Here is a 19703-nt window from a genome sequence, read left to right as displayed (position 1 = left end):
AAGATGATGAAAAAATCAATCATAAAATTAGGTTTATTAGCAGCTTTACTTTCTTTTCAAACAGCCTGTAATACATCTTTAGAATTAGATCCTACGAGTGTGATCACCAATGAATCCTTCTGGAAAACGGAAGATGATGCAAGAGGTGGATTAACAAGTTTATATGTCAAGCAACGTAGTCTGGCAAGTTTAAATTTATTCATCTGGGGCGAGGCGCGCAGTGAGGTGATGGAATGGGGGAAAGTGAGTGGAACCCTGGATTACGATCGTTATTACCTAAATACGTTGAGTAGCGTTTCTGCTGGTCCTTCCTGGCAAGCTGTTTATTCGGCTATCAATGATGCAAATTTGATTTTAAAGTATGTTCCGAATATTTCGTTTGCTAACGAGGCGAACAAAAATGATCTTTTAGCACAAGCCTATGTTTCCCGCGCATTCCTTTACTTTGTGCTGGTAAAAACCTGGGGAGAAGTGCCTATCCGTACAGAACCGGTAGAAGGTGCAGAACCGGATGTAATCCAAAAGGCCAGATCATCTCAAGAACAAGTTTTCACACTTATCAAAGATGATTTGGAAAAAGCGAATGCGCTGTTTTCCAGCTACAGTTTTATCAAAAGTAGAAACTACTGGTCTAAAGCAGGTGTCCAGGCATTGAAGGCTGATGTATACTTATGGACTGCCAAGCGGTTAAGTGGTGGAAATGCGGACTTCCAAACAGCGCTTACAGCTTGTGATGAAGTAGCTAAGGCAGATGTTTCCCTGTTACCTAACTATGCTGATCTATTCGAATATGGAAATAAGAATAACAATGAAGTGATAATGGCTATTGGGAATAAGGAATTTGAAATTGGGAATAATTACTTCGCAAATCTATATTCTTCCCGGTTGCCAAATGAGATAGATCCAACGACCAATGAGATCATTGGCCAAACTTCAGGTGGTATGGTTTGGACGGTAACAGATTTGGCTAAGAATCAATTCAAAGATGGAGATTTAAGAAAAGCAGCTTCGGTATTGGATATGCCAGCGCCTGGATTCTATCCGACCTTAATCATAAAAGGCAGAGGAACATTAATTTCTGGCGTGCGTTATTTCACAAGTGATTTTGTGATCTACCGTTATGCGGATGTATTGTTGATGAAAGCGGAAGCGAAAAATGGATTGGGCCAAGATCCTTCCACAGAAATGAACTTGGTGCGACAAAGAGCCTACGGGGCTGCTTATGAAGCCAATAAATTTGTAAATGGCAGCAATGTACAGAACGATCAAGCTATACTGCAAGAACGTTTATTGGAATTGATGTTTGAGGGTAAACGCTGGTGGGATTTGGTTCGTTTCAATAAAGCATTTGAATTAGTGCCTACCTTAGAAGGAAGGGCTAACCAGAAACACTTGGAATATTTCCCGATCTCGGAACAAGTATTAAGTTTGGAACCGTTGGTTGAACAAACTAGTGGGTATTAATACCTATTGAATAGCATAAATATTGAACATCATGAAAAGAAATAGAATAGTTGGATTAACCATGGCCCTATTGCTTTCTTCGCAAGTAGGTTTTGGACAATCGCATACCATAAAGAAAGTGAAGGATATCATTGTCTATCAAGATACATTGTTTTATAATGCTTTTCCTTCTGTCATAAAAAAGAAAGATGGCGAATTCCTTGTCGCGTTCCGACAGGCTCCCAATCGTCGTATATTCGGTACCGAGAAGATTTCACATGTGGATCATAATAGCTATCTGGTGACGTTAAAATCCAAAGACGGCGAGCAGTGGTCTACATCTCCGGAATTACTCTACGCCCATGCATTTGGTGGGTCGCAAGATCCCTGTATGATTCAGTTGAAAGACGGTACATTGCTTTGTGCCAGCTATGGCTGGACAACTGTTGATAAAAGTTTAGAAGTTCCAGAAAAGCCATTGTTTAATTCAGGTGGTTTTACTTTTCTGGGTGGGTACGTCATGCGATCAACCGATAAAGGGAAGAGCTGGCAAGGTCCTCATTATCCAGTCAACGTTCCGGATGAGAGACATTATGACCCCTTTGGACAGCCCCTGTCGGCCTATAATCGCGGAGCGTTGTACGAAACAAAAGATGGTCGAGTGTTGTGGGTAGTGGCCGCGCACGATCGCCCGGGCAAAACATCCAACTACTTATTGATCTCTCATGACAAAGGGTTGACTTGGACGTATTCGGGTGTGGTAGCTAAGGATGACAACATCTCGTTCAACGAAACATCGGTTTATGAAACGCCAAAAGGGGATGTCGTGGCATTTATGCGCACGGGGAGGTATGATGATCAAGCTTGTATCGCACGTTCTACTGATGGCGGAAAGACCTTCAAATGGGAAAGCATGGGATTTAAAGGGCATCCTTTACAGGCGATGCGATTACCGGACGATAGAGTTTTCGTAGTTTATGGATACCGGCACCAACCCTTCGGCATTCGTGCCCGGATTTTAAATGCAGAGTGTACCGATTTTGCTACGGCTGAGGAATTTGTAATCCGGGAGGACGGTGGCAGTTGGGATATCGGTTATCCTTGGTCTGTACAATTGGACAAGAACCGGGTTTTGGTCGTTTATTATTATAATCAAGACGATGGCCCACGATACATTGCAGGTAGTATTTTGGAAGTGGAACCTCAAAAAGAGAAGTAAACGTATTCCAGAGGCGTTATACTAAATTTCAATAAATACCATGAGAAATAAACATTTGAAATATGGCATATTGCTTGCCATAACGGTCTGCCTTATTGGATGTGGAAAAGGCAGTAGTCAGGATAACAAGGAGGAAAAGCCCCCTGAGCCGGAAGAGGAAACAAAGGAAGAGGTTTCGGGCAATTATACGAATCCGGTTTTTGAGCCGATATTAGCTGATCCGACGGTTATCCGAGATCCCAGTACCGGCATTTTTTACGCCATTGGTACGTCAGACGATTGGGGTGACGGCCAAGGCCACCGGCTGATGCCGACACTGAAGTCAACGGATCTGGTGAACTGGACGATCGTGGGTGATGCCTTTATATCCAAGCCAACGTGGAAGAAAGAAAGGGAAAAGGAAAGTTCTCTATGGGCGGGGGACCTCGCCAGGGTCAATGGCATGTATTACCTTTATTATTCCTATTCTGCATGGGCAGATGCCAATCCCGCAATAGGCCTAGCGACATCCCCTAGTCCGTCCGTACCGTTTGTGGATCAGGGTAAACTGTTTTTCACCAGTGAGGTTGGTGTGCCTAATTCCATCGATCCGCTGTATTGGGAAGAAGGGGAGAAAAAATATCTGTTTTGGGGGAGCTATAGTAACGCATCCAATCAGGGGACATATGGCATAGAGCTTTCCTCAGATGGTAGATCGGTTCCTGACCTGAGCAAAAAGTTTAAAATCGCCGCAGGAGATTTCGAAGCGGTCGTGCTGCACAAACGGGATGGATATTACTATTTCTTTGGGTCAAGAGGGCACTGCTGTGACGGTGCAGCCAGTACATACCATGTCCGGATTGCCCGGTCCACGACGCTTGCAGGACCTTATCTGGACAAAAACGGAAAGGATATCCGGGAACGTGGAAATGGGACATTATTTCTACAGGGCAACGAGGTGTATGCCGGTCCCGGTCACAATGCACGTTTGATCGCCGATGATGAGGGTACGGACTGGTTTATATACCATGCAATAGATAAAGAAAAGGCAAAAGTTTCTAGCGGGGCCACCCGAAGGGTACTGATGCTGGATAAGGTAACCTGGACGGATGGATGGCCTGTGATTGAAGGGAACTCACCCAGTGTCACCGAAAGGCCGGCACCGGTATTTAAGAAGAAATAAACAGATTCACAAGGATACGGTAGCGTAAGATAAACCGAAAATATGGCAAAGATTTTTTATTTCCTCGTATTTACTTTTTTCTGTTTTAAAGTGGGTGCGCAGGAATCCGATCAGCAACTATCACTGATTCCGCAGCCTTTGCAAATGGAGCAGCATGCTGGCTATTTCAAGTTGGATCGGAACGTAACTGTCAAAGCAGATGAGACAGACGCCGAGCTTGATAAACTGGCAGATCTTTTTCTTCAGGGCGTGTATGACCGTACGGGGTTATCCTTAAAGAAAGGAAAACCAGATGGGAAAGGGAAAACCATCCTTTTAAAAATTGTATCCGATACGCTGGGCGATGAAGGCTACAGACTATCTGTTACCGATCAAGAAATCGTTGTCCAAGCGGCTAAAGCTAACGGTATATTCTATGGTATCCAGACCATCTACCAACTTCTCCCCACAGATCAAAGGAAATCAATCCTGTTGCCATCCCTGTCTATCGTCGATAAACCGCGTTTTGGCTGGAGAGGATTGATGTTGGATGTGGGGAGATATTTCTATTCGGTGGAATATGTCAAGAAATTTATCGACTACCTCTCCATGCACAAGCTGAATGTGTTTCACTGGCATTTGACAGAAGACCACGGCTGGCGGATAGAGATAAAGAAATATCCCCGTCTGACCGAGGTCGGTGCCTGGCGGGCGGGGACAAACTTCCAACCGGGAAACAATATCGACCGTAATCCCCACGGTGGTTTTTATACGCAGGAAGAGATCAGGGAGGTGGTCGCCTACGCCAAGGACCGTTATGTAACGGTAGTCCCTGAAATAGAGCTTCCGGGACATTCGCTTGCGGCCTTGGTGGCTTATCCAGATATGTCGTGCACGGGCGGTCCCTTTCAAATACCAGAAAAATGGGGGATACAGGAAGATATCTACTGTGCGGGAAAAGAAGAAGTGTTTGTTTTCCTCGAAAATGTACTTGCAGAAGTGATGGAATTATTTCCAAGTGAAACCATCCATATTGGCGGTGATGAAGCACCCAAAAAACGCTGGTCGGCCTGTCCACACTGCCAAAAACGTATAAAGGAGGAAAGCCTTAAAGACGAACACGAACTGCAGCGTTACTTTATAACCCGAGTGGAAAGATTCTTGAATAGTAAGGGAAGAAAAATAATCGGGTGGGACGAGATACTGGAGGGCGGGCTAGCGCCTAATGCAGCGGTGATGTCGTGGCGTGGGACAAAAGGTGGAATAGCCGCAGCGAAGATGGGTCATCCGGTGGTGATGACGCCGACCTCGCACATGTATTTTGATTATTTTCAAGGGGAGCCCTATCTGGAGCCCTACGCCATATGGGGTCATATACCGCTGCGAAAAGTATATGGCTATGAACCCGTACCGGAAGAGCTTACCATTGAAGAACAGAAGTACATCTTGGGCGTGCAGGGAAATTTATGGAGCGAATACATTCATGCGCCGGACGATAACGAATATATGACCTACCCCAGAGGGGCAGCACTGGCGGAGATCGCCTGGAGCAATGCGGAAGGGAAGGACTGGGAGGATTTTACAAGACGCCTGGAAGAGCAATATGACCGTTATGAACAGAAAGGGATCAACTATTCCCGCAGTGCATACCAGGTTTATTTCGAAGTTACGGACGATGCAGGCCGTAACACGTCAACCGTTAACCTATTAACAGATAGTTATCAACCGGAGATATATTATACATTGGATGGCAGTGAACCCACCATTCAGTCAAACAGATTCGAAGGCCCATTTGAGGTGCCTGTACAAAAAACAGTTCGTGCTGCTACATTTAAAGACGGCCAACGGATCAGCCCGGTAAGCGTCCGGTCAATAGTACATTTTTAGAGAAACAGACTATTTAAAGGATATGACAGGATTTCAAACGGGTTTACTCTTATTGATTAGTATTCCTTTAAGCAGTATAGGGCAAACTAAACAAATGGCATTAACAGATTTAAAGACACTTTTATATTCCGAAAAAGAATGGATAAAAGTACATACAGCTGAGTTTCTGCTATGGGAAAATTGCTATGTAGAAGAGGTACGTACTGAATTTTTGAAAGAAGAGGAGCGATTTGCTCGCATTCCTAAATATCGTATAGGTGTTTGGCGGGTATTGGCGCAGACAGCTGTAGATAAAAAGGATAAGCAATATTGGATTGATAAGATTATAGCAGCCTACCGTAATCCTGAAGGTAAGGACAGACTCCATGCTATTGAAACATTAGCAAAGCTACAGGTGCCCGTGGTGCAAGATCAACCAGAAGGTGATAAAGGTTCTTTTCAGTTATATTCGCTTTGGAATTATGCGTTAAGATCAGAACAAACAAAGCAAGAAGTAAAACATGTACTTATCAAGGATTTGGTTAGTGAGAGACTGACAGAACTTGAAATGCACGTGACGTCTTATATCCTTCGGTATATTGGTCCTTTGGCAGACGACGAATATATGCAAATAGAGGCTTGGATGAGGAAGGAAGATATGAAAATTGCCTTACGTAGTAATCTTTTGGCGACATTGTTGATTGCCGGTCCGGAAAACCAGTCTGTCAGTGTGACGCGGTCATTAAAGGAAGAGTTGTATGCTATGCGAAATGAAGGGGAAGCTATACCGCACATGATGATGGCGTTGGCGCAAAAAGGTGATCTTAATGATCGAAAGATTGTAGCAGATTTGTATACCGCTATGCGTGATATGAAAAGCGGAGGTTATAATACTGATCTTCATGCTACAGCAGCGTATATGGCATTTAAAGTGTTGGAATGTGTAAAATAGTACCAGTAATTCGTTAAATCGCATATCACGGAAGTAGGGCTATTCCCTTATATTTGTTCAACACGCACTTTTAATGTGATATTCATGACTAATCGAAAATACTATCCTTGGTTGCTTGTCGGACTCCTATGTGTTATAGGCTGCCTTAACTATCTAGACCGGATGATGATCGTCACGATGCGCAGCAGTATCATTGAGGAGATACCGATGACAGATGCACAGTTTGGGCTGCTGACCTCCGTCTTCCTGTGGGTATATGGTTTCACCAGCCCTGTGGCAGGTTATATTGCCGATCGTTTTAACCGAAGTATCGTTATTATCGGTAGTTTATTCGTTTGGTCATTGGTGACATGGTTGACCTCGCTCGCAACTTCGTTTGAGTATTTATTGGCTGCGCGGGCACTAATGGGTATTAGTGAAGCTTTTTATATACCGGCGGCAATGGCACTGATTATGGATTGGCATTCGGACAGGACAAAATCTACGGCCGTAGGATTGCATGTAGGGGGTGTGATGATCGGACAAAGTTTAGGATTTATCGGTGGTTGGATTGCTGAAACGCATACGTGGCATTATGCTTTTCATATTTTTGGCGTTATAGGTGTAATCTACGCGGTGGGGCTGATGTTCTTATTAAAAGACCGCAAGGAAATGCCTGTTAAAGCAGCTGTTTTCACGGATGAAATACCAGAAAAAATAGATTTTAAATTGGCTATACAGAGCCTATTCCGTAATCGAGCGTTTGTAACGGTTGTCGTGATATGGGGATTAGCAGGAGCAATCAGCTGGATGATAAACGGGTGGCTTCCTACCTATTATAAAGAACAGTTCAATCTGTCACAAACGGAAGCTGGGCTGTATTCTACGGCATATTTTTTTCCGGTTATGCTTGTCGGTGTGATATTAGGTGGGGCGATAGCGGATTGGTGGTCAAAGACAAACCGCAGAGCCCGGATATGGTTGCCAGCAATTGGCTTTCTGATTGCTGTTCCAGCTATATTTATAGCAAGTTATACAACACTCTTATGGGCTACGATAGGTGGTTTCCTAATATATGCACTGACACGGCCTTTCATTGATGCGAATATGATGCCTATCTTAGGGATAATTGCCGATAAGCGTTATCTTGCTACAGGTTACGGATTCTTGAACCTTTGTAGTTGCATCATTGGTGGTATAGGAATATATGTTGCTGGTGCATTACGGGATGGACAGGTAAACCTCAGTATTATTTTTCAGGTGGCAGCATTGAGCATGATCGTTTGTGCATTCCTATTGTTCCGTTTGAAACCGAAAAACGAGGGTGATGAAATTGAAAAAACAACATGATGAGAAGAAGTAAGATATTACAAAAATTGCGAACAGGCGAAACGGCGAGTTGCTTTAAGGTTAATCTAAAAGACACGCAATCTGTGGAAATAGCTGCTATCAGTGGATTCGACTGTGTCTGGGTAGATTTAGAACATATTGGTCAAGATTGGTCGGTTATCGCTTCGCACGTGTGGGCAACAAAAGCACACGATACCGACTTAATGGTAAGAGTGCCCAGAGGAGCTTACAGCGATTATATCAAACCGTTGGAATTGGACGCGACGGGTATTATGGTACCTCATATCATGAGCGCAGCAGATGCAAAGAAAGTCATCCATACGGTGCGGTTTCATCCACAGGGAAAACGCCCTATCGACGGCGGAAATGCGGATGGTGCCTATACGGCAATGGATTTCAATACGTACCTGGAAACGGCAAATCGAGAGCGTTTTGTTGTATTACAAATTGAAGATCCCGAGCCTCTGGATGAACTGGAAGAAATTGCGCAACTCGAAGGTTTTGACATGCTATTCTTTGGGCCAGGAGATTTTAGCCAAGGTATTGGTGCTCCAGGACAGTGGGATCACCCATTGTTATTGGAGACGCGCAAAAGGGTGGCAGAGGTAGCTCGCGAAAATGGAAAGTTCGCAGGTACAGTAGGTTCTCCGGCGAATTTACAGGAGTTGTTGGATATGGGGTATGATTTTGTAAGTGTAGGAGCCGACGTCGTGGGATTGACCAACTACTGTCGGGATACGGCGAAAGCATTTGGCACTTCAACGGGTAATAAAGGCAAATCGTATCTGGAACAATAAATAACGCGATGAAAAAAAGAATATTAGGGCGAACAGGGCTTTCGATTTCCGAGATCGCTTTTGGTGGGGTGGAAATAGGTATGCCTTATGGTTTGGGAGCGCACGAGATGCCAGATGAAACATCTGCTATCCGATTGTTGCAAAAGGCGGTGGAATTGGGTGTGAATTTCTTTGACACAGCAAGACATTATGGTGAAAGTGAGCGGCTGATGGGCACAGCATTTCAAGGTATTCGTGATCAAGTGGTTTTGGCGACTAAATGTGTACATTTTAAGGATGAAGAAGGAAATATTCCTGCTTATTCGGAGTTGAAACATATTGTCGAAAAATCCTTGGAAGAGAGTTTAAAAAACTTGAAAACGGACTATATTGATTTGTTCATGGTACATTATGCGGATATGGATATCCTCCAAAATGAAGATGTGGTTCGTGTGTTTTCTGAAATACAGGACGAAGGTCATGTTAAAAATATCGGAGTTTCGGTTTATAAAGTAGAAGAAACGGCTAAAGCAATACAGTCGGAAATTTGGGATGCTATTCAACTGCCATTTAACCTTATGGATCAGTCACATGGCGATTGTTTTCAAGATGCTAGCGAGAAAGGCATAGGTATTATTGTCCGCTCCGTATTAATGCGAGGAATGCTAACCGAACGGAAGTTTAAAATGCATGAAGCATTGAAAGAGGTAGAAAACCATTTGGAAGCGTATCGGACTATTGCTGAAGCACATTTTGATAACTTTCCGTCGTATGCCACCAAGTTCGCTTTGAAACATCCTCAAGTATCCAGTGTATTGGTCGGCATTGACAAAGAAGAATATTTGTATGCTAGTATTCAAAATTTGGAGGACAAGGAATTTTCAGCCGAACTTTTTGAAGAATCAAAGCAAATGAAATATCCCGATCCCTCATTTTTAAATCTCGCCGAATGGGATAGAAAGGGTTGGTTATGATAAAGTTAGGGATCATTGGTATGAGCGAGGGGAATGCCCATCCTTATTCATGGTCATCCATTATCAATGGTCAGTTTGATGGGGACGAGATTAGTCAAGTAGGGTATCCGGCGGTAGCAACCTATTTGGAGGCCAATAAAGAAACGTTGGGTATTCCCGAAGCCGTTGTGACTCACGTGTGGTGCCAGGAAAGAGAAATCGCAGAAAGTATTGCCCACTCATCCGGTATCGCAAAAGTCGTCAATAATATGGTGGATATGATCGGGGAGGTAGATGCGGTTATTTTAGGCCGTGATGATCCGGAAAATCATGTCGCTATGGCAAAGCCATTTGTAGAGGTAGGTGTTCCGATTTTTATAGACAAACCATTGGTTTATTCACAGGATGATGTAGATTGGTTTGCTGCACAAGTGGAGCAAGGAAACTTTATCATGTCTTGTTCGTCCATGCGCTATGCGAATGAATGTCGTATTGCAAAACAGGAATTGGGAGCGTTGGGCAAAATCGAACTGGTGACGGCTGTAGGAAAGAAGGATTGGAAAAAATATGGTATTCATTTATTGGAAGCTGTTTTTAGTGTGCTGGACGATCCGCGTCCCATCAGTGTACAACATATTGGCGAACTAGATAAAGAAATAGTCCATGTGCGATTGGACAGCGGAGCGGACATTATGCTGCATCTATACCAGCATATTTCCGGAACTTTTCAAGTGACATTTTTTGGGCAGGAGGGATGGAAGCTGGTCGATATCCGCAATTCCTATTCGATGTTTCGGGACAATATGATCGAGTTTGTGCGTTCGGTTCAGGAAGGAAAACCGCGCTTGTGTTTTAAAAAGACACAGCAGTTGATGACGATACTGATCGGTGCTAAGGAGAGTTACGACCAAGGAGGAAGAGTTGTGTTATTATAGAATAAGATGAATGTAAAAGAACTATTAAGCCTAAAAGATAAGGTTATTGTTGTTACCGGAGGCTCTGGAAACTACGGGAAGTGTATTGTAGAAGGCTTAGCAGAAGCGGACGCTACGGTAATCACCACATCCCGTGATTTGAAACGGGCGGAAACGACAGCTCAAAGATTTAGAGAACAAGGATTGCTGGTCGATGCCATGGAAGTTGATCAAGACAATTACGAATCGATGTTGATGTTGAAGCACAATATTATAGAGCGTTATGGCGGATTAGATGGTTTTGTCAATAACGCCGTTTCCAGACCTGTTAAAGGTTACCGTGCACCCATTGAACAGTTTGAGGCTTCTATGCGTGCAAACGCCACAGGTATGTTCTTTTTACTGCGAGAATTAAGTGATTTGATTGTGCAATCAGGGGGAGGGAGCGTCGTTAACATCGCATCCATGATGGGGATGAAGGGACCCGACCTGAGCAATTATGAAGGAACAACCGGTATGGGAGATTTACCTGCGGACTATTTCTTTCATAATGCCGGATTGATTAATCTGTCGCGCTATATGACCAAGATGTTGACGGGTAAAAATATACGCTTCAACTGCATTAGCCCAGGGGGATTATTTAATAATCAACCGGAGCAGTTTGTGACGAACTACTGTAAAAAAGTACCATTAGGTAGAATGGCTAATACCGATGACATTAAAGGGTTGGTTGTCTTATTGATGTCAAAGGCTGGAGAATACATCAATGGCGAAAATGTATTGTTGGACGGCGGGCTGAACGCTTAAGCAATCATCGGTTCCCCTTCCAGGGCTTTCCTATATTCTTTTGGCGTCATATCTTTAAGCCTTTTGAACTGCCGGTTGAAATTCGCTAAGTTGTTAAAACCACATTCATAGGCAACAGATATAATCGTTTTATCCTTATCAGCCAGAAGTTTGCACACATGACCAATGCGTATAGCGTTCAGGTATTCCACAAATGTCATTCTAAAATGCTCTTTGAAAAAATTGCAGAAAGTCGTTGTTGCCATATTGGCTTGGTCGGCGACTTCCTTAAGTGCGATCTCCCGGTGGAAGTTACGTAAAATGTACTCGGTTATTTTACTGAACCTATCGGAATACATGTCTCTGGTGTTTTCCATATAAGATGGGCTGGCAAGAGGTTCATATTCCGAACTGTTTGCCAGAATATCAAATATTTCGAAAAGAGAGGAAAGTCGTTTCAACCCGTTTTGGTTAGGCATGTCATTCATGATTTTTGTAATCCGATAACGCGTGTGCCCCAAGATAACCAGTCCTCTGTTAGAAAGGTTAAGTATTTTTTTTAAAGAGTCGGTTTCCGGTAGTGTCAAAAAATTCTGGCCTAAAAAATCTTCTAAAAAGTGTACAACGACGGCGTCAGCTGTTTCCGTATTTTCTTTTTCAAAGTATTTTTGGTCATTTACCCATACATGTGGGAGCGATGGTCCCATGAGTACAAGATCTCCCTGTAAAAATGTACCGATATGGTCTCCAACCATACGGCGTCCGCTACTTTTGTTAACCAAAACAAACTCATATTCCGGATGATAATGCCAAGGGCAAGGAAAATACAGACCTTGCTCTTTGAATACGATGAATGATTTATCAAACTCTTTTGGTAATCTATATTCTACGGCTTTCATAATGTTGTTTACCTGGTGTATGATACTAATTTACGCCTTTTGAATTGATGAAACAATAATCAGGTGTTATTTTTGAAAAATAAGATTATACATGTAAAAAATACTATCATGGTTTACCGGTGATAACATGATTTTAGTTGGTCGCTCATTTCAAATTGTGGTAAACCATAAAATTTTGGTATTTTTGTGCATGATTTCGAAATGGACACCCTTTTTGATTGTGGCGATGCTCGTCGTGTTGGGTAGCTTATGCTATACCGAAGTATCCGCTCAATGTGCCATGTGTTCCTTAAATGCGGAAAATAGTGCGACCAACGGTAACACGCAAGGTAAGGGGCTAAACGATGGTATCCTCTTTTTATTGGCTATTCCTTATTTGATCGCCATAGGGATAGGTATACTTTGGTATAAGAAATACCGTAAGAGCAATTCGAAAAAAGTCTCACCTTTCGGGGAATAAATCTAATTACATGGCAACGTCTAGATTTACTGCGATGGTGCAGTCTAAATGTCCAAAATGCAGGATTGGGAAGGTATTTGAGGGCCCGACATATGGCTTTAAAAAACAGAAAATGAACGAACATTGCCCGCATTGCGGGTTGAGGTTTGAATTAGAGCCAGGTTACTTCTATGCAGCAATGTATGTGAGCTATGCTTTTTCCGTGGGGGAGGTGGTTACGCTAGGTTTGGCTACGGCAATGTTTACGCATAGTGAGTCTCCCTGGGTCTATGTCTCTGTGCTATTCGCAGCCATATTGATTTTTGCGCCTTTTAATCTTCGATATTCCCGTTTGGTATTATTGCATTACCTTTCCCCAAAAATTGTATATAGTCCAGCCTACCAAGAGGCATTAGACAAAGAGGTAGACTAACGTTTTTTAATCGTTAGTCCAACGATAGATATTGCATCTTACTGTCAAAAATAAAAGCCTTCTCGGTGTGATGTGCCGTCAGATACCCTTGCAATTCGGCCACTACATCTTCTTGGAATTTGAGGATTACATTATCGTCTGCAGCTAAAAATTGTACACAATACGTGTTTCCTTCGTGTGGAGAATCCAACATTTTCAAAAACGTTGTTTCGTAGGTACTTTTACGTAAGTGTGATTTAAGCCAATTGACCACTTGATCGTGGCTATTGTCTTCGACAATGATGGAGATGTTGTATAAAATCATATACAAAGATAGGGGATTTATGCTGTAGCGTTGTAAAAATAAGGTTGCACATACTATATTTTATAAAAAAATAACAATATTTGAAACTGCAATAGGATTGGAATATGTTTAGATTTTTGCTTTGGGTATTTGCAGTGGGTTTATTTGTCGTTTCGGCTTCATGTGGAAATAAGCAAAATACGAACAAATTAATCCCAGTTGAAGATTTTTTCGTAAAGCCGGAAAAAAGTAACTTCAAACTATCCCCAGATGGTCGTCGGATTGCTTATTTGGGAGTAGACGACCATTGTAAGAATATTTTTGTTTTGGATTTGCAGGACAAAAATAAATCAAAGCAACTTACCTATCAGTCGGATATGAATGTACAGTATTTTTTCTGGGCTTCCGATTCGCTGATCGTATATTCCAATAGTCATTCTCCGCAAGATAGCCTGCGCATTTATAGCGTTTTGGTCGATTCTGAAAAAACGACCCCTTTATTACCAACGAAGAATGCCCGATTACGCTGGCTAGCACCGCACACACTCCATGGTAATTATTTGCTCGCCACGCTGAACAATCGGGATTCGACTGCATTCGATTTATATAAAATTTTCGTAGATGGTTCCGCTCCACAGTTGTTAACACGGAACCCTGGCAATATTTCCAAATGGTTTGCCTCACCAGATGGGAAAGTACGATTGGCAATGACCAATGATAGTGTGCAAGAAAGTATCTTGTATAGAGCAGAAGAAGATATGCCTTTTCAACAGGTTACTACCACGGATTACCAGACATTGATAAGACCTTTGGGATTTGTGAAGGACTCCCATACCCATATCTATGCGTTGTCTAACGACAATAGAGATAGGTTGTCATTGGTGGAATACAACGTATCTACCGGAGAAGAAGAGCGATTAATATTCGAAAATTCAGAGGTAGATCTTGAGCCGGTTGGTTATTCCGACCACTTGCAAGAACTTATTTTTAGCCAGTATACTATTAATAAGGTAAAAAGACATTTCTTTCATCCAACCTTTCAGCAAAATTTCAACAAATTGTCTGCTAAATTCGATAACCAATCTATTGATATACTGGATACAGATACAAGTATGTATCATTGGATCGTTAAAGTTTATACCGATGTGCACGCAGGTGGAATTTATCATTATGATGTGTTAAAGGATACAGCGGAGTTGCTGGAAGAAATGAATCCGAAATTATTAACGGCAACCTTGTCTCCGAAGGAAACGGTTAGTTTTCAAAGCCGAGATGGCTTGACGTTGCACGGATATCTTACTTATCCGTTGACTGGAAAACGGGAGAAACTGCCGGTAGTGGTATTAGTACATGATGGGCCAAATCGTCGCGAAACAAGTAACTTCGATGCGGAGGTACAGTTTCTTGCAAACAGAGGCTACTTGGTTTTTCAATTGAACTATAGAGGGTCGGCGGGTTATGGAAAGAAATTTTGGACAGCTGGTTTCAAAGAATGGGGAGGAAAGATACAAGCTGATATGATCGACGGTGTTACCTGGCTGATTCATCAGGGAATCGTTGATAAAAATAGGGTGGCCATCATGGGAAGTGGTTTTGGAGGGTATTCCGCGCTACATGCGGCCACATATAACTCTTCCTTTTATAAATGCGCTATCTCGATGTCTGGATATACGAATCTTTTCACTTATTTTAGAGAGATACCACCCTATCACCAGCAGTACGTCCGTTTATTTTATAATATCATTGGTAATCCAAGTAAGGAATATGAAATGTTCAAAGCAATCTCGCCTGTTTTCCATGCCGATAAAGTGAAGATTCCTGTACTCTTTGCGCAAGGCGGAAAAGATAGGTTTAGTTCGTTGACGGATGCGAACCAATTTGTACAAAAAATGAAAAACAATAATGTGCCGATTAAGTATATATATAGAGAAGAGGAGGGACGGCGATTTAGAAGTGAAGAAAACATTATAAACTACTATCAAGAAGTAGAGGCCTTTTTGAACAAGTATCTATAAGCAGCATGGCGTATAACCAGCTTAAATACCGAAAGAACTTTGGGTTGCTGATTGCTTTTGTAATATTGGTGACCATGTTATTTGGTGTCGTTATGCTTGCTGCACGATCCATGATAATCAATCTCATCGAGACAGAGTTTAATAATAGAAAAGTAGAGGTATTCGATAGGTCGGTGCAGCCTTTTCACGAGTTCTTTAATGATAAAATCCCAGAAATATCGTATTATCAAGGATATTTGGATTCTATAAAAGCAGCATCTTACGTCAATGATGTGATTCGGAAATATGCTTTTGTTGATCGTGTCCTTTTTTACGATATTGCCATTACGAACTCCGATTCTATAGCGTCAGGAATTAAGTATAACCACTTGCTTCTTTATCCTAAGAGTATTACTTCTTTTCATTTGGATAAGGATAATAGGCTTATTGCCCAACGTCCCGAAAAGACACAAACAAGTGTCTATATAGACGACTTTAACACTATGGTGCTAAAGTTCGTTGGCTTCTTGGATCGGGTGAACGAATCGACCAGTATGTCGGACGACGATATCTACCGGGTTTTTTATACGTTGAATCCGGGCAAGGTGACCTACATGAATATCCCGCGTATTTCCGATTTGTTAGTTTATAAACGTATGATGTCGATTCCGGATACAACGGTTGTAGCGTATGATCAGGATATGTTCATGTTTTTAATTGATCCGAGCAGGCTTCAAATTAAAAACGTAGCCCTAAATTTATATGAAAAAATAGAGATATTGCCTATTGTATCTGGTAGTGTGAGTGATAAGCATTTTTACTTGCAGACGGAACTCCCTCTTCCCGGGGCATTGTCCGATTATAAATTGCAGTATACAAGTTCCGAAGTGTTTATTAATAAAGAAATTAACAGGAGATTCTTTCCAGTCAGCCTTGGTATATCGGGTGTATATCTTATATTGATCTTGATTGCCTATCTGATTTATCGGAATGTAACCATTAATAGTAGACTATTCCAACTACAATATGATTTTATCAATAACCTAACGCATGAGTTTAAAACACCTGTCAGTGTTATCAAGATTGCTGGAAACAACATTCAGAGCAGCGAGAAGCTGTCGACGGAAGAGCAACGCATGTATGGGAAGATTTTAGATCAAGAGGCGGATAAACTGAACAGTTTGATGAACAAATTATTGTCATTTGCACAGATTGAGAACAAATCAATCAAACCAAATAAAGAAGAGGTAGAAGCAGAAGAGTTCTGTGAGCCGATTTTTGAAGCTGTCAGACTAAAATATCCTGATTTAAACTTTTCCTATACCATCGATGTCCAAAACAATATGATGGTGGATACAACGCTTTTATTGAGCGTGTTCCAAAATCTGATTGACAATGCTTATAAATATTCGGAACCGCAACGTAAGTTCCTACATATTGATGTGCAACAAAACAAGAAAAATTTTGTTATAAAATTTAAAGATAAAGGAATAGGCATAAATAAGAAGGAATTTAATAGTATTTTTAAAAAATTTTATAGGGTAAAGAACCAATTCAACCAACAAGGTAGTATTGGTCTAGGTTTAGCGTTCTGCAAGGAAATTGTAGATTTCATGGGTGGAGAAATTAAAGTGGATAGTTTGCCCGGTCAAGGCACAACTTTTACATTGTTCTTGCCTTTAGGACCAAAAAGAACTAAATAATATGATGAGTAAAGATATCACGATTGCGGTAATAGAAGACGACGAAAACTTACGTTTCTTGGTAACACACCGTTTGCAAACAGAAGGATATAAGGTTATTCAGGCCGCCAATGGTTTGGAGGCTGAAGAACAAATACTGCAAGAGAAACCCGATGTAGTTCTCCTGGATTGGATGCTTCCTGGAAAAGAGGGTATTGATGTTTGTGAATCGGTACGTAAAGCTGGCTTTGAGAATATCATTATCATGATGACAGCCAAGTCACAGGATGTGGACAAAATTGATGCTTACAGTTATGGTGTAACCGATTACATTACGAAACCTTTCAACATGGATGTGTTGGTGGCGATGATTGAAAACAAAGTGCGGTTCTTTTTGCCTAAAAACAGTGATATTTATACTTTTGGCAAAACAGAACACCATCCCACTATACATTCCTTGGTAAGAGATGGGCGCAAAATAGAATTGACGATTTTGGAAAATCGGATATTGCTTTATTTTCTTCAAAATGTGGGTAAGGAAATTACACGGGAAGAGCTTATGGAGGTTGTTTGGGGGTATAGCTCCAATGTAAATACACGGACATTGGACATGCATGTGGTACGCCTTCGCAAGAAAATCGAAACCAATCCCGATAAACCGCATTATTTGCAGACTGTCAGAGGGTTAGGGTATAAGTTTATCGGTACAGACGAGGAAGAATAACAAAAGAAATTTGCTTTTATAGAAGTTGCTTGCTATCTTAGCAAATAATGAGCAAGACCATGTTGTCCTGACAAAGGGCGGTATGGTCTTGTCTTTTTTTTAAATTTTTTTTGAAAACAAATAATGTAAAAATATGGCAGAAGTAACTTATTACACACAAGAGGGATTAGATAAGCTGAAGCAGGAGTTACAGCATCTAAAAACAGAAGGCCGCGCAAACATTGCTAAAGCGATAGCAGAGGCAAGAGATAAGGGAGATTTATCTGAAAATGCGGAGTATGATGCCGCAAAAGAAGCACAAGGTTTGCATGAAGCAAAGATCGCTAAGTTAGAAGGCGTTTTGGCGAGCGCACGCTTAATTGACGAATCTAATCTAGATACGTCAAAGGTATTGGCTTTATCTTACGTGAAGATTAAGAACAAGAAAAACAATGCTGTAATGACGTACCAGTTGGTTTCGGAGACAGAAGCTGACCTAAAGGCCGGGAAAATTTCTGTGAAATCGCCGATTGCACAGGGACTCCTTGGTAAATCTGTGGGAGAGGTTGCCCAGGTGGAAGCGCCTGCAGGTGTCCTGGAGTTCGAAATCTTGGAAATCTCAAGGTAAAAAGATGAACGGTTATGTGCGGTTTCTGCCATAACCGCACATCGTTTAAGGAAGATAATTTGAAACGGTTGCTAAATCTTGCAACCGTTTTTTTATATTTGTGTGTTTTTCTTTAAAAAAGATAAAAGATGTCAACAATTTTTTCAAAGATAGTGTCGGGTGAGATCCCAGCTTATAAGGTAGCGGAAAGTATTGATTATTTGGCTTTTTTGGATGTTAGTCCGCTGGCTAGAGGCCATGTATTAGTAATCCCCAAAAAAGGAACAGATTATATCTTTGATATTAATGACGATGAATATATGGGTATGTGGGTATTCGCAAAGATTGTGGCTCAGGGTATAAAAAAGGTGTTTCCTTGTCGCAAAGTTGGCATCGCTGTAGTCGGTTTGGAAGTAGCACACGCTCATATTCATTTAATCCCTTTAAATGAGGTGGACGACATGAACTTTGCTCGTCCTAAATTAAATCTACCAAGTGATGAAATGGCGAAAATAGCAGAAGACATTCGGGAAGCCATTTCGGAAGTGACGAATGCGTAAGTGATAATATCTAATTGAGAAACGAAAAGATTTTAGATCAGTTTTTGCTGATAGACTAAATAGAAATTATGCAAGATTTATGGCTGTCCTTTCAGCAATTGATGGATCCGGAATATTTATTAAGCCATGGTGGGTTTTATATTGTCGTACTGATTGTCTTTGCTGAAACGGGCCTATTCTTCGGCTTCTTTTTGCCAGGAGATTATTTGCTGTTTCTAGCGGGCTTATTTTGTGCATTAGGGAAAATAGATGTTGATATCGTAACGATGTATCTAGGTATCCTCGGCGCAGGCATTTTAGGAAATTTTACCGGTTATTGGTTTGGTTATCGAACGGGCCCCATGCTCTTTAAACGAAAAGATTCTCTTCTTTTTAAGCGTAAGTACGTCATCATGGCGGAAGAATTTTACCAGAAATACGGCGGAACTGCGCTCGTCATAGGTCGTTTTGTGCCAATTGTTCGTACCTTTGCGCCCATATTTGCGGGCGTGGTAAAACTAAACTTTCGGAAGTTCGTTTTCTACAATGTTGCAGGAGCACTTTTATGGGTTAGCTTGCTCACGTTGACAGGATACTTTCTAGGCGTTAAGTTTCCCGCTATTATCAATTATGTAGAATACATCATCGTCGGGTTGATTGTTATCGCATTTTTACCTATTGTCATTGCATTGCTTAAGAGGTGGTTAAAGAAAAGAAACAAATAAAACAAACAGTAATAACAGTA

Annotated in this window: 20 protein-coding genes; 18 read left to right on the top strand and 2 right to left on the bottom strand. The window is 41.6% G+C overall.

The features are described from left to right. The first annotated feature begins 3 nt into the window (after positions 1 to 3). The 10 genes from FXV77_RS12800 to FXV77_RS12755 all read left to right on the top strand — a co-directional run bounded on the left by FXV77_RS12800 (position 4) and on the right by FXV77_RS12755 (position 11400). Positions 4 to 1464, top strand: a complete 1461-nt coding sequence (locus FXV77_RS12800; protein WP_246162458.1) for a RagB/SusD family nutrient uptake outer membrane protein — start codon at positions 4 to 6, stop codon at positions 1462 to 1464. 31 nt (positions 1465 to 1495) lie between these two features. Beyond that, positions 1496 to 2662, top strand: a complete 1167-nt coding sequence (locus tag FXV77_RS12795; protein WP_148919617.1) for a sialidase family protein — start codon at positions 1496 to 1498, stop codon at positions 2660 to 2662. A 40-nt stretch (positions 2663 to 2702) separates the two neighbouring features. Continuing rightward, positions 2703 to 3824, top strand: coding sequence for a family 43 glycosylhydrolase (locus FXV77_RS12790; protein ID WP_148919616.1), 1122 nt, complete (start codon positions 2703 to 2705; stop codon positions 3822 to 3824). 42 nt (positions 3825 to 3866) lie between these two features. Further along, positions 3867 to 5690 (top strand): beta-N-acetylhexosaminidase, encoded by a 1824-nt coding sequence (locus tag FXV77_RS12785; protein ID WP_148919615.1) that lies wholly within the window; start codon positions 3867 to 3869, stop codon positions 5688 to 5690. Between the two features lie 22 nt (positions 5691 to 5712). Beyond that, a complete protein-coding gene (locus tag FXV77_RS12780; RefSeq protein ID WP_148919614.1) occupies positions 5713 to 6621 on the top strand; it encodes a hypothetical protein in 909 nt (302 codons plus the stop codon). 84 nt (positions 6622 to 6705) lie between these two features. After that, entirely contained in the window at positions 6706 to 7950 is a 1245-nt protein-coding gene (locus FXV77_RS12775) for an MFS transporter (RefSeq protein WP_148919613.1), read from the top strand. Further along, positions 7947 to 8747, top strand: a complete 801-nt coding sequence (locus tag FXV77_RS12770) for an HpcH/HpaI aldolase family protein (protein WP_148919612.1) — start codon at positions 7947 to 7949, stop codon at positions 8745 to 8747. The genes FXV77_RS12775 and FXV77_RS12770 overlap by 4 nt, the downstream gene beginning before the upstream one ends. Before the next feature lie 8 nt (positions 8748 to 8755). Further along, entirely contained in the window at positions 8756 to 9700 is a 945-nt protein-coding gene (locus FXV77_RS12765) for an aldo/keto reductase (RefSeq protein WP_187444123.1), read from the top strand. Beyond that, positions 9697 to 10614, top strand: coding sequence for a Gfo/Idh/MocA family oxidoreductase (locus FXV77_RS12760; RefSeq protein WP_148919611.1), 918 nt, complete (start codon positions 9697 to 9699; stop codon positions 10612 to 10614). Before FXV77_RS12765 ends, FXV77_RS12760 begins: the two co-directional genes overlap by 4 nt. Before the next feature lie 6 nt (positions 10615 to 10620). Next, the gene (locus FXV77_RS12755; protein ID WP_148919610.1) at positions 10621 to 11400 is read left to right on the top strand and encodes an SDR family oxidoreductase; all 780 of its coding nucleotides are present in this window, start codon (positions 10621 to 10623) and stop codon (positions 11398 to 11400) included. Here FXV77_RS12755 and FXV77_RS12750 read toward each other — a convergent pair. Further along, a complete protein-coding gene (locus tag FXV77_RS12750) occupies positions 11397 to 12278 on the bottom strand; it encodes an AraC family transcriptional regulator (protein ID WP_148919609.1) in 882 nt (293 codons plus the stop codon). The two genes, FXV77_RS12755 and FXV77_RS12750, sit on opposite strands and share 4 nt — an antisense overlap. A 190-nt stretch (positions 12279 to 12468) precedes the next feature. Between FXV77_RS12750 and FXV77_RS12745 the strand changes: the two genes are divergently transcribed. Then, complete coding sequence (locus FXV77_RS12745; protein ID WP_246162457.1) at positions 12469 to 12738, top strand: hypothetical protein; 270 nt, start codon at positions 12469 to 12471, stop codon at positions 12736 to 12738. A gap of 112 nt (positions 12739 to 12850) precedes the next feature. Next, the gene (locus tag FXV77_RS12740; protein WP_317132152.1) at positions 12851 to 13150 is read left to right on the top strand and encodes a DUF983 domain-containing protein; all 300 of its coding nucleotides are present in this window, start codon (positions 12851 to 12853) and stop codon (positions 13148 to 13150) included. Between the two features lie 13 nt (positions 13151 to 13163). Here FXV77_RS12740 and FXV77_RS12735 read toward each other — a convergent pair whose 3' ends face one another. Then, positions 13164 to 13454: a DUF4286 family protein gene (locus FXV77_RS12735; RefSeq protein WP_148919607.1), complete on the bottom strand. Its 291-nt coding sequence runs from the start codon at positions 13452 to 13454 to the stop codon at positions 13164 to 13166. A gap of 104 nt (positions 13455 to 13558) precedes the next feature. On the opposite strand from FXV77_RS12735, the gene FXV77_RS12730 reads away from it, so the two are divergent. The 6 genes from FXV77_RS12730 (at position 13559) to FXV77_RS12705 (ending at position 19683) form a co-directional block, all read left to right on the top strand. Beyond that, positions 13559 to 15448, top strand: a complete 1890-nt coding sequence (locus FXV77_RS12730; protein ID WP_148919606.1) for a S9 family peptidase — start codon at positions 13559 to 13561, stop codon at positions 15446 to 15448. Positions 15449 to 15453: 5 nt separating this feature from the next. Then, positions 15454 to 17130 carry a sensor histidine kinase gene (locus FXV77_RS12725; RefSeq protein ID WP_148919605.1) on the top strand — a complete coding sequence of 559 codons (1677 nt, stop codon included), beginning with the start codon at positions 15454 to 15456 and terminating at the stop codon, positions 17128 to 17130. Between the two features lie 4 nt (positions 17131 to 17134). After that, entirely contained in the window at positions 17135 to 17833 is a 699-nt protein-coding gene (locus tag FXV77_RS12720) for a response regulator transcription factor (protein WP_148919653.1), read from the top strand. A 133-nt stretch (positions 17834 to 17966) separates the two neighbouring features. Beyond that, the gene (gene greA, locus FXV77_RS12715) at positions 17967 to 18440 is read left to right on the top strand and encodes a transcription elongation factor GreA (protein WP_148919604.1); all 474 of its coding nucleotides are present in this window, start codon (positions 17967 to 17969) and stop codon (positions 18438 to 18440) included. A 128-nt stretch (positions 18441 to 18568) separates the two neighbouring features. Beyond that, positions 18569 to 18979, top strand: coding sequence for an HIT family protein (locus tag FXV77_RS12710; protein WP_148919603.1), 411 nt, complete (start codon positions 18569 to 18571; stop codon positions 18977 to 18979). A 68-nt stretch (positions 18980 to 19047) separates the two neighbouring features. Next, the gene (locus FXV77_RS12705) at positions 19048 to 19683 is read left to right on the top strand and encodes a DedA family protein (protein WP_148919602.1); all 636 of its coding nucleotides are present in this window, start codon (positions 19048 to 19050) and stop codon (positions 19681 to 19683) included. Positions 19684 to 19703 lie beyond the last annotated feature (20 nt).

This window comes from Sphingobacterium phlebotomi, from assembly GCF_008180195.1.
Taxonomy (GTDB): Bacteria; Bacteroidota; Bacteroidia; order Sphingobacteriales; family Sphingobacteriaceae; genus Sphingobacterium; species Sphingobacterium phlebotomi.
Note: the sequence above shows the minus strand (reverse complement) of the source record. Positions and strands in the feature narration are given on the sequence as shown.